A 24,996-nucleotide genomic window follows, 5' to 3' on the forward strand; every position below is an offset into this window, starting at 1 on the left:
GAGCAAGAGATCGCATCGTGGTGGTCACCCGCACAGGCTCCTCGCGAGCATGGATGAAAGTCATCAAGGCCCTGGCCCGTTGGCGCTGGCGCGCCTGATTTCGTCCCTGCCGGTATCAGACCGGCACGCTGTGCACCCGACCTTTCGTTTTCCTCGCCACGAGGCTGATCATGACCCGCGACGACTTCCTGCGCCTGGCCGCTCAAGGCTATAACCGCATTCCCCTGGCCTTCGAAACCCTGGCCGACTTCGACACCCCGCTGTCCCTCTATCTCAAGCTGGCCGATGCGCCCAACTCCTATCTGCTGGAGTCGGTGCAGGGCGGTGAGAAATGGGGCCGCTATTCGATCATCGGCTTGCCCTGCCGGACCCTGCTGCGTGCCCGCGGGTACGAGGTCACGGTGCACGAGGGCGAGCGAGAGCTCGAGGCGGCCACCGTCGAGGATCCGCTGGCCTTCGTCGAGGCCTTCAAGGCCCGCTATCGCGTGCCGGTGGTGCCCAATCTGCCCAAGTTCGATGGCGGCTTGGTGGGCTACTTCGGCTATGACTGCGTGCGCTATGTCGAGAAGCGCCTGGGCGCCAGTCCCAATCCCGATCCGCTGGGCACCCCGGACATCCTGCTGATGGTCTCGGACGAAGTTGTGGTCTTCGACAACCTGGCCGGCAAGCTGCACTGCATCGTGCTCGTCGATCCGAGCCAGCCGAACGCCTATGAGCAGGGCCAGGCCCGACTCGCGGCGCTGCGCGAGCGCATTCGCCAGCCCATCGCCCCGCGCCTGGGCCTGGACTTCGCCGCGGTAGGCAGCGGCAGCGAACCGGCCTTCCGCTCCAGCTACAGCCGTGCCGACTATGAAAACGCCGTGGAGCGGATCAAGGACTACATCCTGGCCGGCGACTGCATGCAGGTGGTGCCCTCGCAGCGCATGACCATCGATTTCCAGGCTGCGCCCATCGACCTCTATCGGGCGCTGCGCTGCTTCAACCCCACGCCCTACATGTATTTCTTCAACTTCGGCGACTTCCATGTGGTGGGCAGTTCGCCCGAGGTTCTGGTGCGGGTGGAAGACGGCGAGATCACCGTGCGCCCCATCGCCGGGACCCGTCCACGTGGTGCCACCGAAGAAGCCGATCTGGCGCTCGAGCGCGACCTGCTGGCCGATGCCAAGGAGCTGGCCGAGCACCTGATGCTGATCGACCTGGGCCGCAACGACGTGGGCCGGGTCTCCACCACCGGCAGCGTGACCCTGACCGAGAAGATGGTCATCGAGCGTTATTCCAACGTGATGCACATCGTCAGCAACGTCACCGGCCGGCTCAAGCCCGAGCTCTCCGCCATGGACGCCCTGCGCGCCATCCTGCCGGCCGGCACCCTGTCCGGGGCGCCGAAGATCCGCGCCATGGAGATCATCGACGAACTGGAACCGGTCAAGCGCGGCATCTACGGCGGCGCCGTGGGTTACCTGGCCTGGAACGGCAACATGGACACCGCCATCGCCATCCGCACCGCGGTGATCAAGGACGGCGAACTGCACGTGCAGGCGGGCGGCGGCATCGTCGCCGACTCCCAGCCGGCGGCGGAGTGGGAAGAGACCCTCAACAAGCGTCGCGCGATGTTCCGCGCCGTCACCCTTGCCGAACAGTCCGTCTGAGGAATCCACCATGCTGCTGATGCTCGATAACTACGATTCCTTTACCTACAACCTGGTGCAGTACCTGGGCGAGCTGGGCGCCGAGGTCAAGGTGGTGCGCAACGACGAGGTGCCGGTCGAGGCGCTGGACGACCTGGCGCCGGAGCGCATCGTCGTCTCCCCCGGTCCCTGCACGCCCAACGAGGCGGGCATCTCCCTGGCCACCCTGGAGCGCTTCGCCGGCAAGCTGCCGGTGCTGGGCGTCTGCCTGGGCCATCAGAGCCTGGGCCAGGCCTTTGGCGGCGAGGTGGTGCGGGCGCGCGAGCCGATGCACGGCAAGACCAGCCCGGTCTACCACAACGGCGAAGGCGTCTTCGCCGGCCTGCCCAATCCCTTCACCGTGACCCGCTACCACTCGCTGGTGGTCAAGCGCGAGACCCTGCCCGAGTGCCTGGAGATCACCGCCTGGACCCAGCATCCGGACGGCAGCATGGACGAGATCATGGGCCTGCGGCACCGCGAGTTCATGATCGAGGGGGTGCAGTTCCACCCCGAGTCCATCCTCACCGAGCATGGGCACGACCTGCTGGCCAACTTTCTCCAGCAGCAGGGAGGACGGCGCTAGATGGACATCAAGCAGGCCCTGAACCGCATCAGCGGACAACTCGACCTCAATGTGGCGGAAATGCAGGCGGTGATGCGCCAGATCATGACCGGTGGCGCCGACGAGGCGCAGATCGGTGCCTTCCTCATGGGCATGCGCATCAAGAGCGAGACCATCGACGAGATCTGTGGCGCGGTCAGCGTGATGCGCGAACTGGCCACCCCTGTGGTGCTGCCGAGCCTCGATCACGTGGTCGACGTGGTGGGCACCGGTGGCGATGGCGCCAACATCTTCAACGTCTCCTCGGCCTCGGTGTTCGTGGTCGCAGCGGCCGGCGGCAAGGTGGCCAAGCACGGCAATCGCGCGGTGTCCGGCAAGAGCGGCAGCGCCGATCTGCTGGAGGCCGCGGGCATCTACCTGGAGCTGACGCCCGAGCAGATCGCTCGCTGCGTCGAGCAGGTGGGCGTCGGCTTCATGTTCGCCCAGTCACACCACAGCGCCATGCGCCATGCCGCCGGGCCGCGTCGCTCCCTGGGGCTGCGCACCCTGTTCAACATGCTCGGGCCCCTGACCAACCCGGCCGGCGTGCGCCACCAGGTGGTCGGGGTGTTCAGCGCCGCGCTGTGCCGGCCGCTGGCCGAGGTGCTGCAGCGCCTGGGCAGCCACCACGTGCTGGTGGTGCACTCCCGCGACGGCCTGGACGAATTCAGCCTGGCCGCGGCGACCCAGGTGGCCGAACTCAAGGACGGCAGCATCAGCGAATACCAGGTGCTGCCGGAGGATCTGGGCATCAAGAGCCAGACCCTGGTCGGCCTGACGGTGGACGGCCCCGAGGCCTCCCTGGCGCTGATCCGCGACGCCCTCGGCCGGCGCAAGACCGAAGCCGGGCAAAAGGCCGCCGACATGATCGTGCTCAACGCCGGCGCGGCGCTCTACGCCGCGGATCTCGCCCATAGCCTGCATGAAGGGGTACTCTTGGCCCACGACGCGCTCTACAGCGGCCTGGCCCGGGAAAAGCTGGACGAGCTCGCCCATTTCACATCCGTCTATCGCGAGGAGGGTCGCCCGTGAGTGTGCCAACCGTGTTGCAGAAGATCCTGGCCCGCAAGGCCGAGGAAATCGCCCAGCTCAAGGCCCGGACCAGCCTGGCCGAACTCGAGGCCCAGGCCCGTGCCGCCGACGCCCCGCGCGGCTTCGCCCGCGCCCTGCAGGCCCAGGTGGCGCGCAAGGAGGCGGCGATCATCGCCGAGGTGAAGAAGGCCTCGCCGAGCAAGGGTGTGATCCGTGAATACTTCGTGCCGGCCGAGATCGCCCACAGCTACGCCCTGGGCGGCGCCACCTGCCTGAGCGTGCTCACCGACGTGGACTTCTTCCAGGGTGGCAACGCCTATCTGCAGCAGGCGCGCGCCGCCTGCCAGCTGCCGGTGATCCGCAAGGACTTCCTCGTCGATCCCATCCAGGTGGTGGAAGCCCGGGCCATTGGCGCCGATTGCATCCTGCTGATCGTCGCGGCGCTGGACGACGGCCTGATGGGCGAACTGGCCGCCACGGCCAAGGACGTCGGTCTGGACGTGCTGGTCGAGGTGCATGACGGCACCGAGCTGGAACGCGCCCTGACGGTGCTGGATACCCCGCTGGTGGGGGTCAACAACCGCAACCTGCACACCTTCGAGGTCAGCCTGGAAGCCACCCTCGATCTCCTGCCGCGCATCCCCCAGGATCGCCTGGTGATCACCGAGAGCGGCATTCTCAATCGCGCCGACGTGGAGCTGATGGAAACCAACGAGGTGCGCGCCTTCCTGGTCGGCGAAGCCTTCATGCGCGCCGACGAACCGGGCCAGGAGCTGCAGCGTCTGTTCTTCCCGGATCGCCGCTTCCCGCTCAGAGACGCCTGAGGCTTCGGTCGTCCGCACAAGGCCCCGGGGATATCCTCGGGGCTTTTTTCTTTCCACAGGGTGATCCAGGTCGACTCGCGCCCACCCCGGGCCGCGGGAACGACCTCCGTGTGCCCGCTGCCGACGCAGGGCTTTGTTTCTGTAGGGATAAACCCGGTTAATGGCCTCCGACTCGTTGCACCGTGGCGAGTCGCGGAGGCGGCTGGCCGTCGCAGGACGAGCCAGGACTCCGCCGCACCAGGCCATCCATAACCAGGGCATGCGAGAACCATGGCAACGGAAGAAAAAAGCGAAACACTTGATATCAGCGTCACCGATCCCTCCCGGACCGAGGAGGCGCGACGGGATCGGCGACTCGCCGGCACCACCGACTGGGTGGTCTTCGGCGTCACCAGCATCGCCGCGCTGGCCTTCGTGATCTGGGGCTTCGTCAGCCAGGCCAGTCTGGCCAGCAGCGCCTCGACCGCCCAGGGCTGGGTGATCACCCATTTCGGCTGGCTGTTCGTGCTCACCTCCACCGGCTTCGTGGTCTTCGTCATCTGGCTGGCCGCCAGTCGCTATGGGCGGATCCCCCTGGGGCGCGACGACGAGCAACCGGAATTCCGCACCCTCTCCTGGGTGGCGATGATGTTCAGCGCCGGCATGGGCATCGGCCTGATGTTCTTTGGCGTCGCCGAGCCGCTGTCGCACTATCTCAATCCGCCACCCGGCGGCGCCGCGGGGCAGAGCAGCGCCGCCCTGCAGGTGGCCATGGCGACCACGCTGTTCCACTGGACCCTGCACCCCTGGGCCATCTACGCCGTGGTCGGCCTGGCCATCGCCTATGGCACCTATCGCCGCGGCCGCTGCCAGCTGATCTCGGTGGCCTTCCGTCCGCTGATCGGCGAGCACGCCAACGGCCCCCTCGGCCGCGTCATCGACATGATGGCGATCTTCGCCACCCTGTTCGGCTCGGCCGCCTCCCTGGGCCTGGGCGCCCTGCAGATCGCCGGCGGCCTGGAGCACAACGGCTGGATCGAGCAACCGGGAAAGATGCTCTACATCAGCATCATCACGGTGCTGACGGTGGCCTTCGTCATCTCCGCCGTGTCCGGGGTCGAGAAGGGCATCCAGTGGCTGTCCAACACCAACATGGTGCTGGCAGTGGCCCTGGCTGTGTTCGTCTTCGTCGTCGGTCCGACCCTGCTGATGCTCAACCTGCTGCCCACCGCCATCGGCGACTACATCGACCTGCTGCCGGAGATGATGGCGCGCACCAGTGCCAGCGGAGGCGAGGCCATGGGCAACTGGCTGTCCAGCTGGACGGTGTTCTACTGGGCCTGGTGGATCTCCTGGACACCCTTCGTCGGCATGTTCATCGCCCGCATCAGTCGCGGCCGCACCATCCGCCAGTTCGTCACCGGGGTCCTGCTGGTGCCGAGTCTGGTCAGCGTGGTCTGGTTCGTCATCTTTGGCGGCGCGGCCATCGATGCCATGCGCCAGGGCGCCTTCACCCTGGTCGACGGCGCGGTGAACAGCAACTTCGCCCTCTACGACCTGCTGGCCAGCTATCCCTGGGTCTCGGTGACCTCGGTGCTGGTCATGGTGCTGGTGGCGATCTTCTTCGTCTCCGGCGCCGACGCCGCCTCCCTGGTGATGGGGACCCTGTCCGAGCGCGGTACCACCGAGCCCTCGCGGCGCACGGTGATCTTCTGGGGCGCCCTCACTGGCGCGGTGGCGGCGATCATGCTGGCCATCGGCGACCCGGGCAATCCGGGTGCGGCGCTCAATGGCCTGCAGAATCTGACTATTGTGGTCTCGCTGCCCTTCGTGGTGGTGATGGCGCTCCTGTGCCTGGCGCTCTACCGCGATCTGCGCAGCGATCCGCTGATGCTGCGGCATCTGCGCGGTACCGAGCTGATCGAGAAGGCGGTGCTCTATGGCGCGGTCAAGCACGGCGAAGAATTCCACTTCGTCGTGGGTGAGCCCAAGGCGAAGGGGAGCGAAGAGAAGACCGTCGACGGGAAGGCCACGGTGCGGGTGGAAAAGGTGTCGCGCAAGGTCGAGGGCTGAAGCCCTGGACGGGCGGGGGCCGTGGCCCCCGCCTGCAGGCAGGGGCTAGCGGGCGGGCTCAGCGGGTGCCGAACACCACCATGGTCTTGCCCTTGACGTGGACCAGACCCTGTTCTTCGAGGGACTTAAGGACCCGACCGACCATCTCGCGGGAGCAACCGACGATGCGGCCGATCTCCTGGCGGGTGATCTTGATCTGCATGCCGTCCGGGTGGGTCATGGCGTCGGGCTGCTTGCACAGGTCGAGCAGGGTGCGGGCCACGCGACCGGTGACGTCGAGGAAGGCCAGGTCGCCGACCTTGCGGGTGGTCTGGCGCAGGCGCTCGGCCATCTGGCGACCCAGGGAGAACAGCATGTCCGGATCCTGCTGACTCAGTTCGCGGAACTGGCTGTAGCTGATCTCGGCGACTTCGCACTCGGTGCGTGCGCGGACCCAGGCGCTGCGCTCGGGCTCGCTGCCTTCCTTGGAGAACAGCCCCATCTCGCCAAAGAAGTCTCCGGCGTTGAGATAGGCGATGATCATTTCGCGGCCTTCATCGTCTTCGATGAGGATGGTCACCGAACCCTTGAGGATGAAGAACAGGCTTTCGCTGTTGTCGCCAGCGTAGATGATGGTGGTTTTTGCCGTGTAACGGCGACGCGAGCAATGCGCTAGCAGCTTGTCGATGTGCTGTAACTTCGCGGGTGGGATGATAGCGGCCATGCTGATTCCTGAGGTTGAAAGCTAACCTGAGTCGGGGGCACCGATGTCCGAACCGGTGCATGCACAGGCTGCGCCGGTTCCAATTCAAAGACCGGATAAGAACATGCGCAGCTTAAATGCGAGCTGAATAACCCTTCACTGCTTACCAGTTTACGCCATCCAGCATGTTAAGCTGATCACCATTTGTATATATAAGTAGGACGAAAGCGATGAAAGCGCGCATCCAGTGGGCAGGCGAGGCCATGTTCCTCGGTGAATCCGGCAGCGGCCATGTGGTGGTCATGGATGGCCCGCCGGAAAGCGGTGGGCGCAACCTCGGCGTACGGCCGATGGAAACCGTGCTGATCGGCCTGGGCGGTTGCGCCAGCTACGACGTGGTCAGCATCCTGCGCAAGGCGCGGCAGCCGGTGGAAAGCTGCGAGGCCTTCCTCGAGGCCGACCGCGCCGACACCGAGCCCAAGGTGTTCACCCGCATCCACCTGAAGTTCGTGGTCAAGGGCCGCGGCCTCAAGGAAGCCCAGGTCAAGCGCGCCATCGAGCTGTCGGCGGAAAAGTACTGCTCGGCCTCCATCATGCTCGGCCGCGCCGGCGTCGAGATCAGCCACAGCTACGAACTCGTCGACCTCGCCTGACCCCTGCCCGCGACGCCCGCCCGGGCGTCGCTGTCCGCCTCGTCTCCCTCCCGCCGACATCAATTCATCACCTGGGCCCGGCAGACTCTGGCCCCAACCGCTGCCGATCTGCATAATGCGCCGCTCTTAAGGGGCAAGGGCCCCGAAAGCACAGCCAATCGCCATCGCGAAGAGGTGTTCGCCGCCCTACGCAGCTTGCGCAATCCGCAACTGACGGGCATTCAGGACCGCGGTCAGAGACCGCACGACGGGAGCTTTACCACCGTGAAAAGCAAACTCAGGCTCCATGGTTTCAATAACCTGACCAAGACCTTGAGCTTCAACATCTACGACATCTGCTACGCCGAGACGTCGGAAGATCAACAGGCCTATGTCCAGTACATCGACGAGGAATACGACGCCGAGCGTCTGACCCAGATCCTGACCGACGTGGTCGATATCATCGGGGCCAACATCCTCAACATCGCCCGCCAGGATTACGATCCCCAGGGTGCCAGCGTGACCATCCTGATCTCCGAGCAACCGGTCGAGCCGACCGAGAGCCAGATCGAGGAGTCGCCCGGTCCGCTGCGCGAGACCATTCTCGGCCACCTGGACAAGAGCCACATCACGGTGCACACCTATCCGGAGATCCATCCGGACGACGGCATCGCCACCTTCCGCGTCGATATCGACGTCTCCACCTGTGGCGTGATCTCTCCGCTCAAGGCCCTGAACTACCTGATCCACCAGTTCGACTCGGATATCGTCACCGTGGACTACCGGGTGCGCGGCTTCACCCGCGACATCGAAGGGCGCAAGCACTTCATCGACCACGAGATCAATTCGATCCAGAACTACCTGTCCGAAGACACCCGCGCGGCCTACCAGATGACCGACGTGAACGTGTACCAGGACAACCTGTTCCACACCAAGATGCTGCTCAAGGAATTCGAACTGGACAACTATCTGTTCGGCGACGCCTCCCGCAGCCTCTCGTCCGAGCAGCGTCAGCAGATCACCCAGCGTCTCAAGCACGAGATGCGCGAGATCTTCTCCGGCCGCAACCTGCCGCGCTGATCGCTCGGCTGTTGCGCAGAGAACCCCGCCACGGCGGGGTTCTCTCGTTTTGGGGTCAGTGGTGTTCGTCGCGCGCGACCGGGGCGCCGCCGGTGACGCTCTTGACCACCCGGCCGATGGTCAGGCCCTGGCCGAGGATGGAGACCAGCACCACGATGTAGGTGAGAGCCAGGATCAGATCCCGCTCCGGACCGGCCGGCAGACTCAGCGCCAGGGCCACCGAGACACCGCCGCGCAGCGCGCCCCAGGTGAGGATGCGCGCCGTGCCCCGGGTCATGTTGCGCCAGTGCGGGCTGAGCAGCACCACCGGCGCCACGCTGATCCAGCGGGCGAAGAGGATCGCCAGGGTCACCAGCAGCGCCGCGCCCAGGTGGGTCCAGCTGAAGGGCAATACCAGCAGCTCCATGCCGATCAGGGCGAACAGCAGGGCGTTGAGGATTTCGTCGATCAACTCCCAGAAGCCGTCCAGGTAGCGTCGGGTGAAGTCGTTCATGGCCTTGGTACGACCCAGGTTGCCGATGATCAGACCGGCCACCACCATGGCGATGGGACCCGAGACGTGCAGGTGGCTGGCCAGGGTCGAGCCGCCGATCACCAGGGCCAGGGATAGCATCACCTCGATCTGGTGCTGCTCGATGCTCAGCATCAGCCAGTAGCAGACGAAGCCGATCAGCAGGCCGAACAGGATGCCGCCGCCGGCTTCCTCGACAAACAGCCAGAGCGCTGCGTTGACCGTAGGCGTCTCGCCCAGCTGGATCACCCCCAGTAGCACCGAATAGACCACCACGGCCACGCCGTCGTTGAACAGCGCCTCGCCGACGATGGTGGTCTCCAGCGACTTGGGCGCCCCGGCCGAGCGCAGGATGCCGAGCACGGCGATGGGATCGGTCGGGGAGATCAGGGCGCCGAAGATCAGGCAGTAGAGAAGGTCGACGTGCCAGCCCAGCCAGCCGAAGATCCAGTGGCTGAGATAGCCGATCAGCACCGTCGAGATGATCACCCCGAGGGTGGCCAGACCGCCGATGGCCCATTTGTAGTCGCGCAGGTCCTTGAGATTGACGTGCAGGGCGCCAGCGAATAGCAGGAAGCCGAGCATCCAGTTCATCAGCAGATCGTTGAAGTCGATCTGCCCGAGGAGTTCGCCGATGCGGTGTTCCAGACCGGGGAAGCCCAGCCAGGACAGACTCTGCAGACCGACCGAAAAGATCAGGGCGATGACCATGACGCCGATGGTCGGCGGCAGGCCAACGAAGCGGTAATTGAGGTAGGTGAGCAGGGAGGTAAAGCAGATGAAGGCAGCAGCGAGTTCAAGCATGGGCGTTCCAGATCCATCAGACAGCGAGCCCCTGCGAACGCAGGGCCTAGAGGTAGGATGGGGCGGACGCCGCAAAAGTTACATGTTCGATAGCTACCTAGCCAATTGTTCGCGCAAGCAGCGCTGTGAATCACCCTGGCCCGCCGCTGAACGGGCGGTGCCAGGGCGATCCGCAAGACCAGCGGTCAGGGCGGCGTGAGGCCTAGAGCGGCGCGGCCAGGCCTGTCGCAGCTTCGCGCAGGGGCAACGGATGGGGTGCGGCGATGCGCGCTTCCAGCGTCGCGACATAGCTGCGGGCATCGGCTTCGCTGAGAAAGGTGATGGCCTGCTTGTCGATGCAGACCTGCCAGGCACTGGTGGTGGACTTGCGCAGGGGACGAACCACGATCTTCATGCTGATACCCTCGGGGACAGACGAAAAGTGGAAGCCCGAGTCTAGAGCGGTTTTGATTACAGTACAGTGACATTCGTCGGTCAGGGCGCTAGGCGCGCGCCTTCTGCCGTTCGGCGTACCAGACCTCGAACTCCTCCGGCGGCAGCGGTGGGCTGAACAGGAAGCCCTGGCATTGCTGACAGCCCAGCTTGCGCAGGATGTCCCACTGTTCGGTGGTCTCCACCCCTTCGGCCAGGACGTCCAGGTCCAGACCCTGGCCCAGGGCGACGATGGCCGCGGCGATGGCCTGGCTGCTGTGGGTACCGCTGTCACTGCGCAATTCGTGCATGAAGCTCTGGTCGATCTTGAGCTTGTCCAGCGGAAAGCGGCGCAGATAGGCCAGCGAGGAATAGCCGGTGCCGAAGTCGTCCACGGCGATGCGCACCCCCAGGGTCTTGAGGGTCGCCAGGGACAGCAGCGCCTCCTCGACATTGCCCATCAGGGTGCCTTCGGTGATCTCCAGTTCCAGGTGCTCGGCCGGCAGGCGACTGCGCGCCAGGGCGCGGGAAATGGTGCTGGCCAGGTCGCGCTTGGCGAATTGCCGGGGCGAGATGTTGATCGCCAGGGTTTCCAGTTCCAGGCCCTGGGCCAGCCAGCTGTGCATCTGCTGGCAGGCGCTCTCGATGATCCAGTCGCCCAGGGGCACGATGAGCCCGGTTTCCTCGGCCAGCGGAATGAATTCGGTGGGCGGGATGAGACCCAGCTCCGGATCCCGCCAGCGCACCAGGGCTTCCACGCCAATGGTCTGGGCGGTGCTGACGCTCATCAGCGGCTGGTAGTAGAGGACGAAGTCGCCGCGCTTGAGCGCCGTACGCAGCCGCGACTCCAGATTCAGCCGCCGGCGCGACTGCTCGGTAAGGGCCTGGGTATAGAAGCGGAAGGTGTCGCGGCCCTGATCCTTGGCCTGGTGCATGGCCGTGTCGGCATTGCGGATGAGGTCATCGGCGGTGGCGCCATCGTCGGGAAAGAGACTGATGCCGATGCTGGCGTTGAGATAGATGTCGTGTTCGCCGAGGTGGAAGGGCTGTTCCAGCTTGCCGAGCATGGCCTGGGCGATCTGGGCGGCGAATTCGGGTCGATCCAGCCGCTCGATGATGACCAGGTACTCGTCGCCACCGATGCGCGCCAGGGTGATGTCCTCGCTGAGCAGGGCGCGCAGCCGGGCGGCGAATTCCACCAGCAGTTCATCGCCCAGGGCGTGGCCATGGCTTTCGTTGACCGTGCGGAAGTAATCGAAGTCGAGGATCAGCACGGCGACCAGGTATTCCTGGGGCTCGGCCAGGGCCAGGGCGTGTTCCAGATGGGTGCGCGCCAGCAGGCGATTGGGCAGGTCGGTCAGCGGATCATGATGCGCCAGATGACTCAGGCGCGCCTCGCTCTCGCGCAGGCGGGTGGTGTCGCTGACGGTGACCGTGTACTGCCGGGTCTCCCGGGGGTAGAGGGTGTCGATGGCGGTCCAGGCCGGAAAGGTGCTGCCGTCGAGGCGCGGCCAGAGCAATTCGCCTTCCCAGCGGCCCTCGCGGCGCACGGTGCGCCAGAGATCGCGATAAAAGCGCTGGTCCTGGCGACCGCCACCGGGCAGTCCCAGGCGCTGGCCGAGCAGGATGCCTTCCTGGGTGCCCAGCAGGCGGGCGAAGGCCGGATTCACCGCCAAGATCCAGCGGCGCTCGTCGAGCAGCAGCAGGCCGTCGCGACTGTTCTGGAACATGGCGGCGGCCTGGCGCAGGCTTGCCTCCTGCTGCTTGCGCAGGGTGATGTCCTGGGCGGTGCTGATGAAGTACTGGGGCACGCCTTGATCGTCGCGGATCAGGCGGGTGGTGACGTTGGTCCACACCGGCGTGCCGTTGCGGTGCAGATAGCGTTTTTCCAGGGTGTAGCGGTCCTGGCCGGTGTCGACCAGCTGCTTGCGCAGGGCGGCGCCCAGGGCCCGCTCTTCCGGATGCGTCACCGAGGCGGTGTCCTTCTGCAGCAACTCCGGTTGCGAGTAGCCGAGCATCTGGCAGAAGTGGTGGTTGACGCTCAGCCAGCGGCCCTCCAGATCGCTGAGCATGATGCCGGTATAGGCCTGCTCGAAGATGCCGCGGTAGCGCGCCTCGCTGGCGCGTTGCGCCTGGACCACGCGCTGTTGCCGGATGGCCAGCACCGCCAGACGGGTGAATTCGGTGATCAGCGCCTGGGTCTCCGCTTCGGGCAGTCGCGCCTCCCCGTAGTAGATGCCCAGGGCGCCCACGGCGCGCTGCTGCTCGTCCTGCAGCGGCAGGGCCCAGGCGCCGCGAATGCCGGCTGCCTGGGCGACCGGCAACAGCGGCTGCCAGGCCGGATCCAGTTCGACATCGATGGTGAAGACCGGGGCATTGGCGGCGACAGCGCTGCAGCAGCCCTGGTCGTGGCGACTGCGCGGCACGCTTTCCAGCGCTGCCTGGAAGGCGGGGGGCAGACTGGGCGCCGCGGCGACCCGCAGATGCTCGCCCTGGTCGTCCAGCAGCAGGGCGACGCGCATCTCCGGGTAGATACGCTCCAGCCGCAGGGCGATGCCCTGCTGGATTTCCGCCAGCGGCAGGCCGGTGAGCAGGTCGTCGAGGACATCGCTGCGGGCCTGCTGCAGTTGCTGCGCCTGGTAGTCGTGGTGGATGTCGGTCAGGGTACCCTGGATCTCGCCATCGAGGCCGGCGCGCAGCTCCATCTGCATCCAGCGATGACTCTCCACCGACAGCCGCAACCGCACCACGCCGTTCCAGTGCAGGCGCTGACCCGCGGCGAATTCCGCCACCAGCTGGCGCAGTCGGGCGCCGTCCTGGGGATGGAAAGCCTGATCCAGGGGATGGTTTAGGGGTTGGGTGGCGGGTTGGCCGGTCAGGGCTTCCCAGGCCGGATTGAGAAATTGCCAGCGACCACGGTGGTCGCTGGCGAACACCACCAGTGGCAGGTGCTGGACCAGCTCGCGATAGCGTCGCTGGCTGTCCTGCAGTGCCTGTTCGGCCAGCTTGTAGCTGGTGATGTCGACCAGGGCGCCGCGAGTGATGCCGGCTTCGTCGAAGTCGCTCTGCCAGTTGAGCCAGCGCCAGCTGCCCTGGCCGTCGTCGAAGTGCGCGGAGAAATTCAGCGGGCCCTGCATGTGCTGCAGACGCTCCAGCATGCTGCGCACATGGTCACGGTCGTCGACGCGAGCGCAGGCGGCGATGGTGGCGAAATCCAGCGGATCGCTGCCCTTGGGCTGGTGCAGCATCACCAGGGTGCGTTCGGAGCAGAGCAGACGGCCATCGTCCAACAACTGCCAGTCACCGGTATTGGTCAGCCGCTGGACGAAATCCTGAGTGGCGCGCTGGTTCTGCAGCTCGCCGATGAAGCCTTCGCGATAGCTGGCCTCGCGCCGCAGCAGGCCATAGAGCACCAGCGACAGCAGGCTCATGAAGGCCAGGCCCTTCAGGGTGTGCCACAGATAGGCATTGTCCCGATCGCTGAGCAGCAGATACAGCAGCCCATCGCTGCCGATCACCCAGAGGGCGCTCAGCAACAGATAAACCAGGGCAATGCGCGCGGGAGAAAGAGGCCGCATCCCGGATCCTCAAGGCCCGATCGCAGGTGTCGGGTTCAATTCAGCATTGACCGGATAAAGGTACGGCAGTTCGGGTCGGGTCACCTGGAAACCTACTTCTTTCGTCCGCCTTTATCGGCTTTGGCACCTTCGACGACAACGCGTCCAGGCTCGGGCTCAAGAGTCGTCTGACCTCGTGCAAATTACCAGGTCTATTCGCCAGGAAGTTGCATTTTGCCCGCCTGTCATCCACGTCTAATTGAAATAAGTCATTGATTTTTAACGTCTTTAACAAGTCTTGGAATTCGGCGCAGCCGTTGCGCTCTACATCTAGGTCGCTGCTGCCAGGACCTGGGCGCAGTACAACCAAGGAAAACAGGAGTCATCTCATGAAAAAGACTTTCGGTACCTTTGCCCTCGCTGCCGTCACCGCTTCCGTACTGAGCCTGCCGCTGGCCGGCGGTGCCTTTGCTGCCACCAGCCAGAACATGACCCTGGCCGCCAACAACACCGTGGACAAGACCGAAGAAGCCGCGTCCGACACCTGGATCACCAGCAAGGTGAAGGCGTCGTTCCTGGCCGACGAACACATCAAGGGCACCGCCATCAAGGTCGAGACCAACAAGGGCGTCGTGTCCCTGTCCGGCACCGTGGCGACCGAAGCCCAGCGCGACCTGGCGATCAAAGAAGCCAAGGCCATCAAGGGCGTGAAGGCCGTATCGGCTGACGCCCTGAAAGCGGCTCAGTAACGACGCCCGCTAATACCCGGCACGATGGCGGCGCCCGACGCCGCCATCACCCCTTGCCCTTCGCCCCGGAGAACTGCCATGACCAGCACGACCGAAACCCTCAACGATCTGATCGAGATCGCCCGTGACGGCAAGAATTTCTACGAGCACGCCCTCACCGAAGTGAAGAACCCCGAATTGAAGGCCCTGTTCACCGAGATCGCCCAGAGCAAGGCCGAGATCATCAGCGCCCTGAGCAGCCAGGTGTCGGCTGCCGGTGAAAAACCCGCCGAGCAAGGCACCTTTGCCGGCAGCTTCCGCAAGTACTACACCGACGTCAAAACCTCCTTTGCCAGCAAGGAAAAGGAAGAGGTCACCTACGTCAGCGAACTGGAAGAGCAGGAAGACCGCCTGCTGCACGCGCTGGAGCGTGCCGTCAACGAACACGCCACCCCGGATGCCCAGGCCAACCTGCGCAGCCAGCTGGAAAAGGCCCGTGCGACCCACGATCGCATGCGTGACCTGAAGCACCGCATGCAAGCCGCCCACTAAGGTCGGCAGCAGCAAAAAGCCCCGCCTAGGCGGGGCTTTTCTTTGGGTCTCCGGCTAGCCTTGCGGGGCGCGATTGAGGCGGGCGTCGATCAGGCTGTCGACCACCGACGGATCGGCCAGGGTCGAGGTATCGCCCAGGCTGTCCAGCTCGTCGCAGGCGATCTTGCGCAGGATGCGTCTCATGATCTTGCCGGAGCGGGTCTTGGGCAGCGCCGGCGCCCATTGCAGGAATTCCGGCTTGGCGAAGCTGCCGATCTGGTCGGCCACCTGCTGGCGCAGTTGCGCCTTGAGTTCGTCGCTCGGCGTCACCCCGCCCTTGGTGGTGACGAAGGCATAGACCGCCTGGCCCTTGACCTCGTGGGGGCAGCCCACCACCGCCGCCTCGGCCACGTCCGCATGCTCGGTGAGCACGCTTTCTACCTCGGCGGTACCGATGCGGTGACCGGAGACGTTGAGCACGTCATCCACCCGCCCGGTGATCCAGTAGTAGCCGTCTTCGTCCCGGCGCGCCCCGTCACCGGTGAAGTAGTAACCCGGGTAGGCGCTGAAATAGGTGTCGATCAGGCGCTGGTGATCGCCATAGACGGTGCGGATCTGGCTTGGCCAGCTGGATTTGATCGCCAGCACGCCGCTGCCGGGCCCGTCGATTTCCTGGCCCTGCTCGTCCAGCAGCACCGGCTGCACGCCAAAGAAGGGCAGGGTGGCCGAACCCGGCTTCAGCGCCAGGGCGCCGGGTGGCGGGGCGATGAGGATGCTGCCGGTCTCGGTCTGCCACCAGGTGTCGACGATGGGGCAGCGCCCTTCGCCCACCACCCGGTGATACCACTCCCAGGCCTCGGGATTGATCGGCTCGCCGACGCTGCCCAGCAGCTGCAGACTCTTGCGCGAGGTGCGCTGTACCGGGCCGTCGCCTTCGCGCATCAGGGCGCGCAGGGCGGTGGGGGCGGTATAGAAGATGTTGACCTGGTGCTTGTCCACCACCTGCCAGAAGCGACTGGCATCGGGATAGCTCGGTACCCCTTCGAACATCAGGGTGGTGGCGCCATTGGCCAGGGGGCCGTAGACGATGTAGCTGTGGCCGGTGACCCAGCCGACATCGGCGGTGCACCAGAAGACCTGGCCCTCGTGATAGTCGAACAGATACTTGAAGCTCAGGGTGGCCCCCAGCAGGTAGCCGCCGGTGGTGTGCAGCACGCCCTTGGGTTTGCCGGTGGAGCCGGAGGTGTAGAGGATGAACAGCGGATCCTCGGCGTCCATGGGCTCCGGCGGGCAGTCGGGCGAAGCCGCGGCCACCGCCTGGGCATAGGGCAGGTCGCGCCCCTCCTGGCGGGCCACGGCGGCGCCGGTGCGCTCGACCATGACCACGGTATGGACCTCCGGGCACTTGGCCAGGGCCTTGTCGACATTGGCCTTGAGCGGGACGCGCTTGCCACCGCGCACGCCTTCGTCGGCGGTGATCACCACCCGGCAGTCGGAATCGAGGATGCGGTCGCGCAGCGCCTCGGGCGAGAAGCCGCCGAACACCACCGAATGCACCGCGCCGATGCGGGCGCAGGCGAGCATGGCGTAGGCCGCCTCGGGGATCATCGGCATGTAGAGGCAGACGCGGTCGCCCTTCCTGACCCCACGCTCCTTGAGCACGTTGGCCAGGCGGCTGACGTGCTCGTGCAGCTGGCGATAGCTGATGGCTTGGCTGTCGGCGGGATCGTCGCCTTCCCAGAGGATGGCGGTCCGCTCGGCCCGGGCCCCCAGGTGGCGATCGATGCAGTTGTAGGCGACGTTGAGCTGGCCGCCGCTGAACCAGCGGGTCTGGCCCTGGCGCATATCGCCGCTATGGACTTCGTCCCAGGTGCGCGACCAGTCGAGCAGGGCGCTGGCCTGTTCGCTCCAGAAGCGTTCCGGCTGCTCCACCGAGCGCTGGTAGAGCTCGCGATAGCGGGCTTCGTCGAGGTGGGTACGGGCACTCAGGCTCTCGGGCACGGGGTAGCGTTGGCTCATGGCCGGCTCCTTCTTGGTGTTGTTGTGCTCCCAGTTTAGGCCGCGGATGCCCTGCCGGGGTTCAGCGAGGCGACAAAACGAAAAAGCGCCGCAGAGCGGCGCCTTTCGGAACGGACCGGAGACGATCAGCCGCGATGACGACCGCGGAAGTAGTCGATCAGGCCCTGGGTGGAACCGTCGTCGGCCTTGCCTTCGCTGCGGCCGATGATGTGCTGGTAGACGTCCTTGCCCAGCTCCTTGCCCAGCTCGACGCCCCACTGGTCGAAGCAGTTGATGCCCCAGATGACGCTCTGCACGAACACCTTGTGCTCGTACAGGGCCACCAGCGCACCCAGGCGCCGCGGCGAGATGCGCTCCAGCACCAGGGTGTTGCTCGGGCGGTTGCCCGGGATCACCTTGTGCGGCGCCAACTTGGCGATCTCGGCTTCGCCCAGGCCCTTCTCGCGCAGCTCGGCCTCGGCTTCTTCGCGGGTCTTGCCCAGCATCAGTGCCTGGCTCTGCGACAGGCAGTTGGCATACAGCCACTGCTGGTGATCGGCCACCGGGTTGTGGCTCACCACCGGCACGATGAAGTCGCCGGGGATCAGCTGGGTGCCCTGGTGCAGCAGCTGGTGGTAGGCGTGCTGACCGTTGCAGCCGACGCCGCCCCAGATCACCGGGCCGGTCTCCAGGCTCACCGGCGAACCGTCCTGGCGCACGCTCTTGCCGTTGGACTCCATGTCCAGCTGCTGCAGGTGCTTCACGAAGTTACGCAGGTGGTGGTCGTAGGGCAGGATGGCGTGACTGGTCGCGCCCCAGAAGTTGCCGTACCAGACCCCGAGCAGGCCCAGCAGCACCGGCATGTTCTCTTCGAAGGGAGCGCTGGTGAAGTGCTGGTCCATGGCATAGGCACCGGCCAGCAGGTCCTTGAAGTTGGACATGCCGATGGCCAGGGCGATGGGCAGGCCGATGGCCGACCACAGCGAATAGCGACCGCCGACCCAGTCCCACATCGGGAAGATGTTCTCTTCGGCGATGCCGAATTCCACCGCCACCTTGACGTTGCTGGAGACGGCGATGAAGTGCTTGTGCAGCTCCGGCTCCGGGCAGCCCTGGGCCAGGCACCAGGCACGGGCGGCCTGGGCGTTCTTCAGGGTCTCCAGGGTGCCGAAGGACTTGGAGGAGACGATGAACAGGGTGGTGTCGGCGGCGAGCTTGGAGGTCACCTCGCGGAATTCGCTGCCGTCGATGTTGGCCAGGTAGTGGCAGCGCACGCCGCGCTGGGTGAAGGGCACCAGCGCCTCGGAGACCAGCTGCGGACCGAGGAAGGAGCCACCGATGCCGATGTTGACCACGTCGGTGATCGGCTTCTCGGTGTAGCCGCGCCAGAGGCCGTTGTGGATGCGGGTGACCAGCTGGGTCATCTGGTTCAGGACCCGGTGCACCTCGGGCATGATGTCCTGGCCATCGATCCGGACGCTGTCGCCCACCGGGCGGCGCAGCGCGGTGTGCAGGGCGGGGCGGTGTTCGGAGGAGTTGACGTAGGCGCCATCGAACAGGGTGCGGATGGCCCCTTCCAGGCCCGCTTCCCGGGCCAGATTCACCAGCAGGTCACGGGTCTGCTCGGTGATGAGGTTCTTGGAGTAGTCGAGGAACAGACCACTGCTGCTCAGGGAGAACTGCGAGAAGCGCTGCGGATCGGCGGCGAAGGCATCGCGCATGCGGAAGTTCTGCATGGCCTTGCGGTGTTCCTGCAGGGCTTTCCAGGAGGCGAGCTGGGTCACGTCGAGGGGGTGTTGATAGTACTCCATGGCTAGGCTTTTCCTTGGTGGCTCTTGTTTGCTGTTGTGCCCCACAAGCCGCTGGCTTGCAAGAGAAAGTCGGTGACCGCGAGACGCCGGTCGTGGCGCCGCGCTTCGAGCATGAAAAAGCCCGGTATGTTCCGGGCTTCCAGGGTTCAGGCAGGGTCGGGTGAGCTAACCTTCGGTTGCGTCACACTCGGACCCTGCGGCGAAAGCTCAGATTGTCGATCAGGCGGGTCTGGCCGAGGTAGGCCGCCACCAGCAGGACCAGCGCGGTGGTGTCCGGCCCGGCCGGTTGCAGACTCAGCTGCTCGCGCAATTCCAGATAGTCGACCTTGAGCCCCTGAGCTTGCAATTCGGCGACACCGGCGGCGAGGGTCGGCTCGACCGCGGCGCCGGCGGCGAGCTGATCGGCGAGGCGCCTGAGCAGGCTGTACAGGCAAGGCGCACTGGCCCGCTGGTGGTCATCGAGATAGCCATTGCGCGACGACAGCGCCAGGCCGTCGGTGGCCCGTACCGTGGGCTGGGCGACGATCTCGATGGGCATGTCCAGGTCCTGGACCAGCTTGCGGATCACCGCCAGCTGCTGATAGTCCTTTTCGCCAAACACCGCCACGTCCGGTTGCGCCATCTGGAACAGCTTGGTGACCACCGTCGCCACGCCTTCGAAATGCCCGGGCCGGCGCGCACCGCACAGGCCTTCGGACACCACGGGGACATTCACCCGGGTCAGGCCGTCCATGCCATTGGGATACATCTCGGCCACCGCCGGCGCGAACAGCAGGTCGCAGTGGGCCTCGTTCAGCTGGCGACTGTCTTCCGCCAGGGTGCGCGGATAGGTGTCCAGATCCTCGGTGGGACCGAATTGCAGCGGATTGACGAAGATGCTCGCCACCACGAAGTCGGCGTGACGCCGCGCGGTGTCGACCAGGGCGATATGCCCGGCGTGCAGATTGCCCATGGTGGGCACCAGGCCGATGCGCAGGCCCTGGCGGCGCGCGGCGGCGACGGCGGCGCGCAGTTCGCGGACGCTATGGACCGTTTTCATGCGGAGAATCCGTGTTCGGGAGCGGGAAAGCTGCCGTCCTTGACGGCAGCGACATAGGCCGCCAGGGCAGCCTGGATGCTGTCCTGACCGGCCATGAAGTTGCGCACGAATTTCGGCGTGCGCCCGCGCAGGGCTAGGCCGAGCATGTCGTGCAGCACCAGTACCTGGCCATCGGTGGCCGCCCCGGCGCCGATACCGATCACCGGCACCCGGGCGGCCCGGGTGATTTCCTCGGCCAGCGCCGAAGGAACGCATTCCAGCAGCAGCATGGCCGCGCCGGCTTCCTCCAGCTCACGCGCCGCCTCGCGCAACTGCTGCGCCCGGGCCGGATCGCGGCCCTGTACCTTGAAGCCGCCGAAGACGTTGACCGACTGGGGCGTCAGGCCCAGGTGGGCGCAGACCGGCACGCCATTGGCGGCCAGGCGGCGAATGGGTTCGGCCAGCCAGGCATCGCCCTCGAGCTTGACCATCTGCGCGCCCGCCTGCATCAGGCGACCGGCGCTGGTCAGGGTCTGCTCCAGGGTGGCATAGGTCATGAACGACAGGTCGGCGACGATGAAGGCACCCGCGTGGCCGCGCTTGACGCAGGCGGTGTGGTAGACCATGTCGTCGAGGGTCACCGGCAGGGTGCTGTCGTGACCCTGCAGCACCATGCCGAGGGAATCGCCGATGAGCAGCATCTCGACGCCGGCCTGACTGGCGGCCTGGGCGAAGGTGGCATCGTAGGCGGTCAGCATGGCGATCTTTTCGCCGCGCTGCTTGAGCCCCTGAAGGGTCGTGAGGCTGATATCAGGCATGCAAGGGGTCCTCGTGGGACGGCGCTATGGTTATTGTCTGGGCGCCGCGGGCGCGGGGTGGCCGCGCGCAAACGGCTGCTATAGTCCTGGCGCATCCGGCGCAAGTCAATGCTCGGTGTTACGGCTGTGTTACCGCGTGGATGACGACGGTAGCAGCCGCTCCAGGCCTTCGAAAGGGCAGGCGGACAGCAGGTCCGGCAAGCGGCGGCCATCGGGCAGGTGCAGCGCGGGGGCGAGATCGGCCAGCGGATAGAGGACGAAGGCACGGGCCTGGAGGTGGTAGTGCGGCACCTGCAGGCGTGGCTCGTCGATCAGTCGCTCGCCGAATAGCAGGATGTCGATGTCCAGGGTCCGCGGACCCCAGCGTTCATCCTTGCGCACGCGGCCCTGCTGCTGCTCGATGGCCTGGGTGGCGTCGAGCAGCGCCAGGGGCTCGAGCCCGGTGTCCAGGGCGGCGACGGCGTTGACGTAGCGCGGCTGATCGGGTGGTCCCAGGGGATCGCTGGCATAGAAGGCGGAGACCGCCACCAGCTCACTGTGAGGCAATCGGGCCAGGGCCTCGAGGGCCGCCTCCAGCTGGCGCCGCGGCTCGGCCAGGTTGCTGCCCAGGCCGAGATAGACCCTTTCCATCATTCGTCGCCGGCGGTGGGCGCATCCGAGGTGCGCCGCTTGCGATTGCTGCCGCCGCGGCGGCGCCGCTTGGCCGGTGCGCCTTCGTCGCGGCTGAGGTTCTTGATCATCTCGCGCCGCTGGCTGTCGCCGACCTCCTGGTAGCGGGTCCACCAGTCGCCCAGGCCACCGGTTTCCTCGCCGGCGCTCTCGCGCAGCAGCAGGAAGTCGTAGCCGGCGCGGAAGCGCGGATTCTCCAGCAACTGATCGGCGCGCTTGCCCTGGCGGCGCGGCAGGCGTTCCTGCATGTCCCAGATCTCGCGCATGGGCATGGTGAAACGCTTGGGGACGGCGGTGCGCTGGCACTGCTGCTGGGTGAGGTCGTGAGCGGCTTCCTGCATGGCCGGAATCGGCGGCAGGCCGAGGTCCTGATGATGACGGACGCGCTCGGGCAAGGCCGGCCAGAGCAGGGCGGCGAAGAGGAAGGCCGGGGTGACCGGCTTGCCTTCGCGGATGCGGGCATCGGTGTTGGCCAGGGCCTGGCGGATCAGGCTGCCGGCGTAGTCGGGATCGCGTTCCAGGGCTTCGCCACTGGCCGGAAACAGCGGGGCGAACAGCCCGTACTGGCAGAGCAGCTCGAAGGTGCGCTCGGCCTTGCCACCCAGCAGCAGCTTGATGACCTCGTCGAACAGCCTCGGTGCCGGAATGTCCCGCAGCAGCGGCGCCAGGCGGCTGATGGGTTCGGCGGTGGCGGCCTCGATCTCGAAATCCAGCTTGGCGGCGAAGCGCACGGCGCGCAGCATCCGCACCGGATCTTCCAGGTAGCGCTGCTCCGGATCGCCGATCAGCCGGATCTGCCGCAGGCGGATGTCTTGGGTGCCGTTGGCGTAGTCGAGGATGCTTTCGCCGCTGGCGTCGTAGTAGAGCGCGTTGATGGTGAAGTCGCGCCGCTGGGCATCCTGCTCCTGGTTGCCATAGATGTTGTCGCGCAGGATCCGGCCGCTTTCATGGCGCGAGCCCTGGGTCTCGTCCTCGGCATCCCCGGTGGGGTGATTGGCGCGGAAGGTCGCGACCTCGATGATCTCGCGGCCGAAATGCACATGGACCAGCTTGAAGCGCCGCCCGATGACCCGCGCATTGCGGAATTCGGCCCGCACCTGCTCGGGCGTGGCGCTGGTGGCGACGTCGAAGTCCTTGGGCTCGAAGCCCAGCAGCAGGTCCCGGACGCAACCGCCCACCAGGTAGGCCTGATAACCCGCCTTTTCCAGCCGGTCGACGACACTCAGGGCGTAGCGACTGATGCGCTCTCGTTCCAGAGCATGCTGACTGCGGGGCAGTTCGATGGGCAAGGCAGGCGCGGGCGGAGTACGCCGCAGGGGCGAGCGCAGAGTCTGGATCAGCTTCTTCAGCATGCGAGTTTCTGTTCGGAGAGACGGCTATACGCAATCTGGACCACAGCGGGAGCCGTTGCGCAATAGATAAGGAGGGGATCTTGAACGAGGGAGGGGAGGCTGTCAAAGGCACTGGGGGAGCCGAAGCTCCCCCCCAAAGTGGTACGTGCTTTGTTTTTATTGTCTATCCAGACCTCTTGTTTTTCTTGTGTGGTCTGTCCCGTGCGGATACCGGCCGCCGGAAAGGCTCTGAAGTCTAGAGCCAAGAGCAAACGGATTACTTTGGAAGCTGATGTCGTCAGGATCATTCCTGCTCTGCCTGGTACCGGTGCTGCCTCGGGGCAGTTTTATTGTTCTCTGGCCTGACATCGCGGGACCATCCCGCAAGACGACTCTTCTCCAAAATGATCAGTTAGCTACGCCTCCGCCTGCTTGTTCTTGTTGTGCTGGAGTCGCTACGTCTTGTTTTTGTTATGGAGGGGGTACGTTTTTATTGTTCTTGTGCCAGAACATAAAGCAGATGCCGTGCCAGTTTTGAAAAATGCTTTTATTTCAGTGGCTTACGAAAAATGTAGCCTTTTTGCCTGGTGGCTACAGAGAGATTTTCGTTACCGCTGAACCCGCCTCCTGTTACGGCGGTAACACATTGCAAAGGATGGGGAGGCGAGGCGGGAGGGTGTTACCGCGGGACGTGCAGGGCTGCCACGTCCCGGCGTGGATCAGCTGGCGTCGCTGCTGGCGCTGGCCTTGCGCCGCGGAATGCCCAGGCGCTGGCGACGTTCCCACAGGCATTTGCGGCTGACGCCGAGCTTGCGCGCCAGCTCGGTCTCGGTCATGTGATCCTGGTGCTCGAGCACGAAGTGCTGGAAGTAGTCCTCCAGCGACAGGTCCTCGGTAGGCTCATGAGCGCCGTTGCCGTTACCCAGGCCCGCGCTGGGCAGCGGATCCAGGTAGCTGTCGGCCAGGTCCAGTTCGCCGAGCTCGACGTCGATGCCCAGCTGGTCGGCATTGATCTCCTGGCCTTCGCTGAGGATCACCGAGCGCTCGATGGCGTTCTCCAGCTCGCGCACGTTACCCGGCCAGCTGTAGTGGCGGATGGCGGCCTCGGCTTCGGCGCCGAACTTGAGCCCCGGGCGACTCATGCGCGCGGACTGACGGGCGAGGAACACCCGGGCGATCTCCATGACGTCCCCACCGCGCTCGCGCAGGGCCGGCAGGCGCAGGGAGATGACGTTGAGGCGATAGAAGAGGTCTTCGCGGAACTGACCGATCTTGGCCAGGCCCTTGAGATCCCGGTGGGTCGCGGCGATCAGGCGCACATCGACCTTTTGCGACTGCACCGAGCCGACCCGGCGGATCTCGCCTTCCTGCAGCACGCGCAAGAGGCGCGCCTGGGCTTCCAGCGGCAATTCGCCGATCTCGTCGAGAAACAGGGTGCCGCCGTCGGCCGCTTCCACCAGGCCGGTACGGCTGGCGCTGGCGCCGGTGAAGGCGCCCTTCTCGTGGCCGAAGAGTTCGGATTCGATCAGGGTTTCGGGAATGGCCGCGCAGTTGACCGAGATCAGCGGCGCCTTGGCTCGGCGCGACAGGTTGTGCAGCGCCCGCGCCACCAGTTCCTTGCCGGTGCCCGACTCGCCCTGGATCAGCACGGTTGAGTCGGTGGGGGCGACCTTGCGGATCTTGCCGAAGAGGTCCTGCATTGGGGCGCAGTTGCCGATGATGCCGATCTCGCCGGTGGCCGGCGGCGGCGCGACGCTTTCCTCGACGGCGGCAGCCGGCTGGCGCTGTTCACGCTCGACCAGGATGCGTGCCACGGCCTGCAGCATCTCGTCGTGATCGAAGGGCTTGGCGATGTAGTCCACCGCGCCCTGCTTCATGGAGTCGACCGCCGATCTCAGGCTGGCGTAGCTGGTCATGATCAGCACCGGCTTGCCCTTGGCGAGATCGATCATCTCGGTACCGGGGGCGCCGGGCAGACGCAGATCGCTGATGACGAGATCGAAGCTCGAGACATCGTAGAGATCCTGGGCTTCCTGCACGGAGCCGGCTTCGCTGACGCGGAACTGGTTGCGCTCCAGCAGACGGCGCAGCGCCGAACGGATGATCTTCTCGTCTTCGACAATCAGGATATGGGCCATCAAGTGCGCTCTCTTACGGGAAGGCAAGACGACCCACGCCAGGCAGCGTGTCTTGTCGCGGTCGTCTGGACTTCCGAATGCTTTAGCAGATCCATCCA

General features: G+C 65.7%; 20 protein-coding genes. 9 read left to right on the top strand and 11 right to left on the bottom strand.

All coding sequences use genetic code 11. The features are described 5' to 3' along the window. The first annotated feature begins 170 nt into the window (after positions 1-170). From trpE to DBY63_RS14735, 5 genes are all read left to right on the top strand, one after another. Positions 171-1,649 (top strand): anthranilate synthase component I, encoded by a 1,479-nt coding sequence (trpE, locus tag DBY63_RS14715; protein WP_027600736.1) that lies wholly within the window; start codon positions 171-173, stop codon positions 1,647-1,649. A gap of 10 nt (positions 1,650-1,659) precedes the next feature. Beyond that, a complete protein-coding gene (locus DBY63_RS14720; RefSeq protein WP_027597527.1) occupies positions 1,660-2,253 on the top strand; it encodes an aminodeoxychorismate/anthranilate synthase component II in 594 nt (197 codons plus the stop codon). Further along, positions 2,254-3,303: an anthranilate phosphoribosyltransferase gene (trpD, locus tag DBY63_RS14725; RefSeq protein WP_027600737.1), complete on the top strand. Its 1,050-nt coding sequence runs from the start codon at positions 2,254-2,256 to the stop codon at positions 3,301-3,303. It abuts the gene before it with no gap. After that, positions 3,300-4,127, top strand: coding sequence for an indole-3-glycerol phosphate synthase TrpC (gene trpC, locus DBY63_RS14730; RefSeq protein WP_108581585.1), 828 nt, complete (start codon positions 3,300-3,302; stop codon positions 4,125-4,127). Before trpD ends, trpC begins: the two co-directional genes overlap by 4 nt. A gap of 270 nt (positions 4,128-4,397) precedes the next feature. Further along, complete coding sequence (locus tag DBY63_RS14735; RefSeq protein WP_037007509.1) at positions 4,398-6,179, top strand: BCCT family transporter; 1,782 nt, start codon at positions 4,398-4,400, stop codon at positions 6,177-6,179. Between the two features lie 58 nt (positions 6,180-6,237). On the opposite strand, the gene crp is transcribed toward DBY63_RS14735, so the two are convergent. Further along, positions 6,238-6,882 (bottom strand): cAMP-activated global transcriptional regulator CRP, encoded by a 645-nt coding sequence (crp, locus tag DBY63_RS14740; protein ID WP_027597530.1) that lies wholly within the window; start codon positions 6,880-6,882, stop codon positions 6,238-6,240. 209 nt (positions 6,883-7,091) lie between these two features. On the opposite strand from crp, the gene DBY63_RS14745 reads away from it, so the two are divergent. Both DBY63_RS14745 and speD read left to right on the top strand, forming a co-directional pair. Continuing rightward, entirely contained in the window at positions 7,092-7,514 is a 423-nt protein-coding gene (locus DBY63_RS14745; RefSeq protein WP_007159722.1) for an OsmC family protein, read from the top strand. 264 nt (positions 7,515-7,778) lie between these two features. Further along, on the top strand, positions 7,779-8,573 hold the full coding sequence (gene speD, locus DBY63_RS14750) for an adenosylmethionine decarboxylase (RefSeq protein ID WP_007159721.1): 795 nt from the start codon (positions 7,779-7,781) through the stop codon (positions 8,571-8,573). A 55-nt stretch (positions 8,574-8,628) separates the two neighbouring features. On the opposite strand, the gene DBY63_RS14755 is transcribed toward speD, so the two are convergent. The 3 genes from DBY63_RS14755 to DBY63_RS14765 form a co-directional block, all read right to left on the bottom strand. Continuing rightward, positions 8,629-9,888 carry a sodium:proton antiporter gene (locus DBY63_RS14755; protein ID WP_027600739.1) on the bottom strand — a complete coding sequence of 420 codons (1,260 nt, stop codon included), beginning with the start codon at positions 9,886-9,888 and terminating at the stop codon, positions 8,629-8,631. Positions 9,889-10,090: 202 nt separating this feature from the next. After that, the gene (locus DBY63_RS14760) at positions 10,091-10,282 is read right to left on the bottom strand and encodes a hypothetical protein (protein ID WP_027597532.1); all 192 of its coding nucleotides are present in this window, start codon (positions 10,280-10,282) and stop codon (positions 10,091-10,093) included. Between the two features lie 88 nt (positions 10,283-10,370). Beyond that, positions 10,371-13,877 carry an EAL domain-containing protein gene (locus tag DBY63_RS14765; RefSeq protein WP_074584136.1) on the bottom strand — a complete coding sequence of 1,169 codons (3,507 nt, stop codon included), beginning with the start codon at positions 13,875-13,877 and terminating at the stop codon, positions 10,371-10,373. Positions 13,878-14,245: 368 nt separating this feature from the next. On the opposite strand from DBY63_RS14765, the gene DBY63_RS14770 reads away from it, so the two are divergent. Then, positions 14,246-14,605 carry a BON domain-containing protein gene (locus DBY63_RS14770; protein ID WP_007159717.1) on the top strand — a complete coding sequence of 120 codons (360 nt, stop codon included), beginning with the start codon at positions 14,246-14,248 and terminating at the stop codon, positions 14,603-14,605. A 78-nt stretch (positions 14,606-14,683) separates the two neighbouring features. Continuing rightward, positions 14,684-15,136, top strand: a complete 453-nt coding sequence (locus tag DBY63_RS14775) for a PA2169 family four-helix-bundle protein (RefSeq protein WP_007159716.1) — start codon at positions 14,684-14,686, stop codon at positions 15,134-15,136. A 54-nt stretch (positions 15,137-15,190) separates the two neighbouring features. Here DBY63_RS14775 and acs read toward each other — a convergent pair whose 3' ends face one another. The 7 genes from acs to DBY63_RS14810 all read right to left on the bottom strand — a co-directional run bounded on the left by acs (position 15,191) and on the right by DBY63_RS14810 (position 24,898). Beyond that, complete coding sequence (gene acs, locus DBY63_RS14780) at positions 15,191-17,134, bottom strand: acetate--CoA ligase (RefSeq protein ID WP_108581584.1); 1,944 nt, start codon at positions 17,132-17,134, stop codon at positions 15,191-15,193. Between the two features lie 125 nt (positions 17,135-17,259). Next, the gene (gene pgi, locus DBY63_RS14785) at positions 17,260-18,924 is read right to left on the bottom strand and encodes a glucose-6-phosphate isomerase (protein WP_042138308.1); all 1,665 of its coding nucleotides are present in this window, start codon (positions 18,922-18,924) and stop codon (positions 17,260-17,262) included. Positions 18,925-19,105: 181 nt separating this feature from the next. Continuing rightward, positions 19,106-19,963 (bottom strand): pantoate--beta-alanine ligase, encoded by an 858-nt coding sequence (gene panC, locus DBY63_RS14790; protein ID WP_108581583.1) that lies wholly within the window; start codon positions 19,961-19,963, stop codon positions 19,106-19,108. Next, positions 19,960-20,760 carry a 3-methyl-2-oxobutanoate hydroxymethyltransferase gene (gene panB / locus DBY63_RS14795; RefSeq protein ID WP_007159712.1) on the bottom strand — a complete coding sequence of 267 codons (801 nt, stop codon included), beginning with the start codon at positions 20,758-20,760 and terminating at the stop codon, positions 19,960-19,962. The genes panC and panB overlap by 4 nt, the downstream gene beginning before the upstream one ends. Positions 20,761-20,889: 129 nt before the next feature. Continuing rightward, on the bottom strand, positions 20,890-21,393 hold the full coding sequence (folK, locus tag DBY63_RS14800; RefSeq protein ID WP_177411457.1) for a 2-amino-4-hydroxy-6-hydroxymethyldihydropteridine diphosphokinase: 504 nt from the start codon (positions 21,391-21,393) through the stop codon (positions 20,890-20,892). Then, entirely contained in the window at positions 21,390-22,781 is a 1,392-nt protein-coding gene (locus DBY63_RS14805) for a polynucleotide adenylyltransferase PcnB (protein ID WP_108581581.1), read from the bottom strand. The genes folK and DBY63_RS14805 overlap by 4 nt, the downstream gene beginning before the upstream one ends. A 698-nt stretch (positions 22,782-23,479) precedes the next feature. After that, complete coding sequence (locus DBY63_RS14810; protein WP_108581580.1) at positions 23,480-24,898, bottom strand: sigma-54 dependent transcriptional regulator; 1,419 nt, start codon at positions 24,896-24,898, stop codon at positions 23,480-23,482. Positions 24,899-24,996: the final 98 nt, after the last annotated feature.

Source organism: Pseudomonas sp. RIT411 (assembly GCF_003057735.2).
GTDB classification, from domain to species: Bacteria; Pseudomonadota; Gammaproteobacteria; order Pseudomonadales; family Pseudomonadaceae; genus Chryseomonas; species Chryseomonas oryzihabitans.

Bases quoted from the DNA above. Each gene is read 5' to 3' on its own strand.
- trpE (WP_027600736.1), top strand. From the start codon at position 171: ATGACCCGCGACGACTTCCTGCGCCTGGCCGCTCAAGGCTATAACCGC.
- DBY63_RS14720 (WP_027597527.1), top strand. From the start codon at position 1,660: ATGCTGCTGATGCTCGATAACTACGATTCCTTTACCTACAACCTGGTG.
- trpD (WP_027600737.1), top strand. From the start codon at position 2,254: ATGGACATCAAGCAGGCCCTGAACCGCATCAGCGGACAACTCGACCTC.
- DBY63_RS14735 (WP_037007509.1), top strand. From the start codon at position 4,398: ATGGCAACGGAAGAAAAAAGCGAAACACTTGATATCAGCGTCACCGAT.
- crp (WP_027597530.1), bottom strand. From the start codon at position 6,882: ATGGCCGCTATCATCCCACCCGCGAAGTTACAGCACATCGACAAGCTG.
- DBY63_RS14745 (WP_007159722.1), top strand. From the start codon at position 7,092: ATGAAAGCGCGCATCCAGTGGGCAGGCGAGGCCATGTTCCTCGGTGAA.
- DBY63_RS14755 (WP_027600739.1), bottom strand. From the start codon at position 9,888: ATGCTTGAACTCGCTGCTGCCTTCATCTGCTTTACCTCCCTGCTCACC.
- DBY63_RS14760 (WP_027597532.1), bottom strand. From the start codon at position 10,282: ATGAAGATCGTGGTTCGTCCCCTGCGCAAGTCCACCACCAGTGCCTGG.
- DBY63_RS14765 (WP_074584136.1), bottom strand. From the start codon at position 13,877: ATGCGGCCTCTTTCTCCCGCGCGCATTGCCCTGGTTTATCTGTTGCTG.
- DBY63_RS14770 (WP_007159717.1), top strand. From the start codon at position 14,246: ATGAAAAAGACTTTCGGTACCTTTGCCCTCGCTGCCGTCACCGCTTCC.
- DBY63_RS14775 (WP_007159716.1), top strand. From the start codon at position 14,684: ATGACCAGCACGACCGAAACCCTCAACGATCTGATCGAGATCGCCCGT.
- acs (WP_108581584.1), bottom strand. From the start codon at position 17,134: ATGAGCCAACGCTACCCCGTGCCCGAGAGCCTGAGTGCCCGTACCCAC.
- pgi (WP_042138308.1), bottom strand. From the start codon at position 18,924: ATGGAGTACTATCAACACCCCCTCGACGTGACCCAGCTCGCCTCCTGG.
- panC (WP_108581583.1), bottom strand. From the start codon at position 19,963: ATGAAAACGGTCCATAGCGTCCGCGAACTGCGCGCCGCCGTCGCCGCC.
- panB (WP_007159712.1), bottom strand. From the start codon at position 20,760: ATGCCTGATATCAGCCTCACGACCCTTCAGGGGCTCAAGCAGCGCGGC.
- folK (WP_177411457.1), bottom strand. From the start codon at position 21,393: ATGATGGAAAGGGTCTATCTCGGCCTGGGCAGCAACCTGGCCGAGCCG.
- DBY63_RS14805 (WP_108581581.1), bottom strand. From the start codon at position 22,781: ATGCTGAAGAAGCTGATCCAGACTCTGCGCTCGCCCCTGCGGCGTACT.
- DBY63_RS14810 (WP_108581580.1), bottom strand. From the start codon at position 24,898: ATGGCCCATATCCTGATTGTCGAAGACGAGAAGATCATCCGTTCGGCG.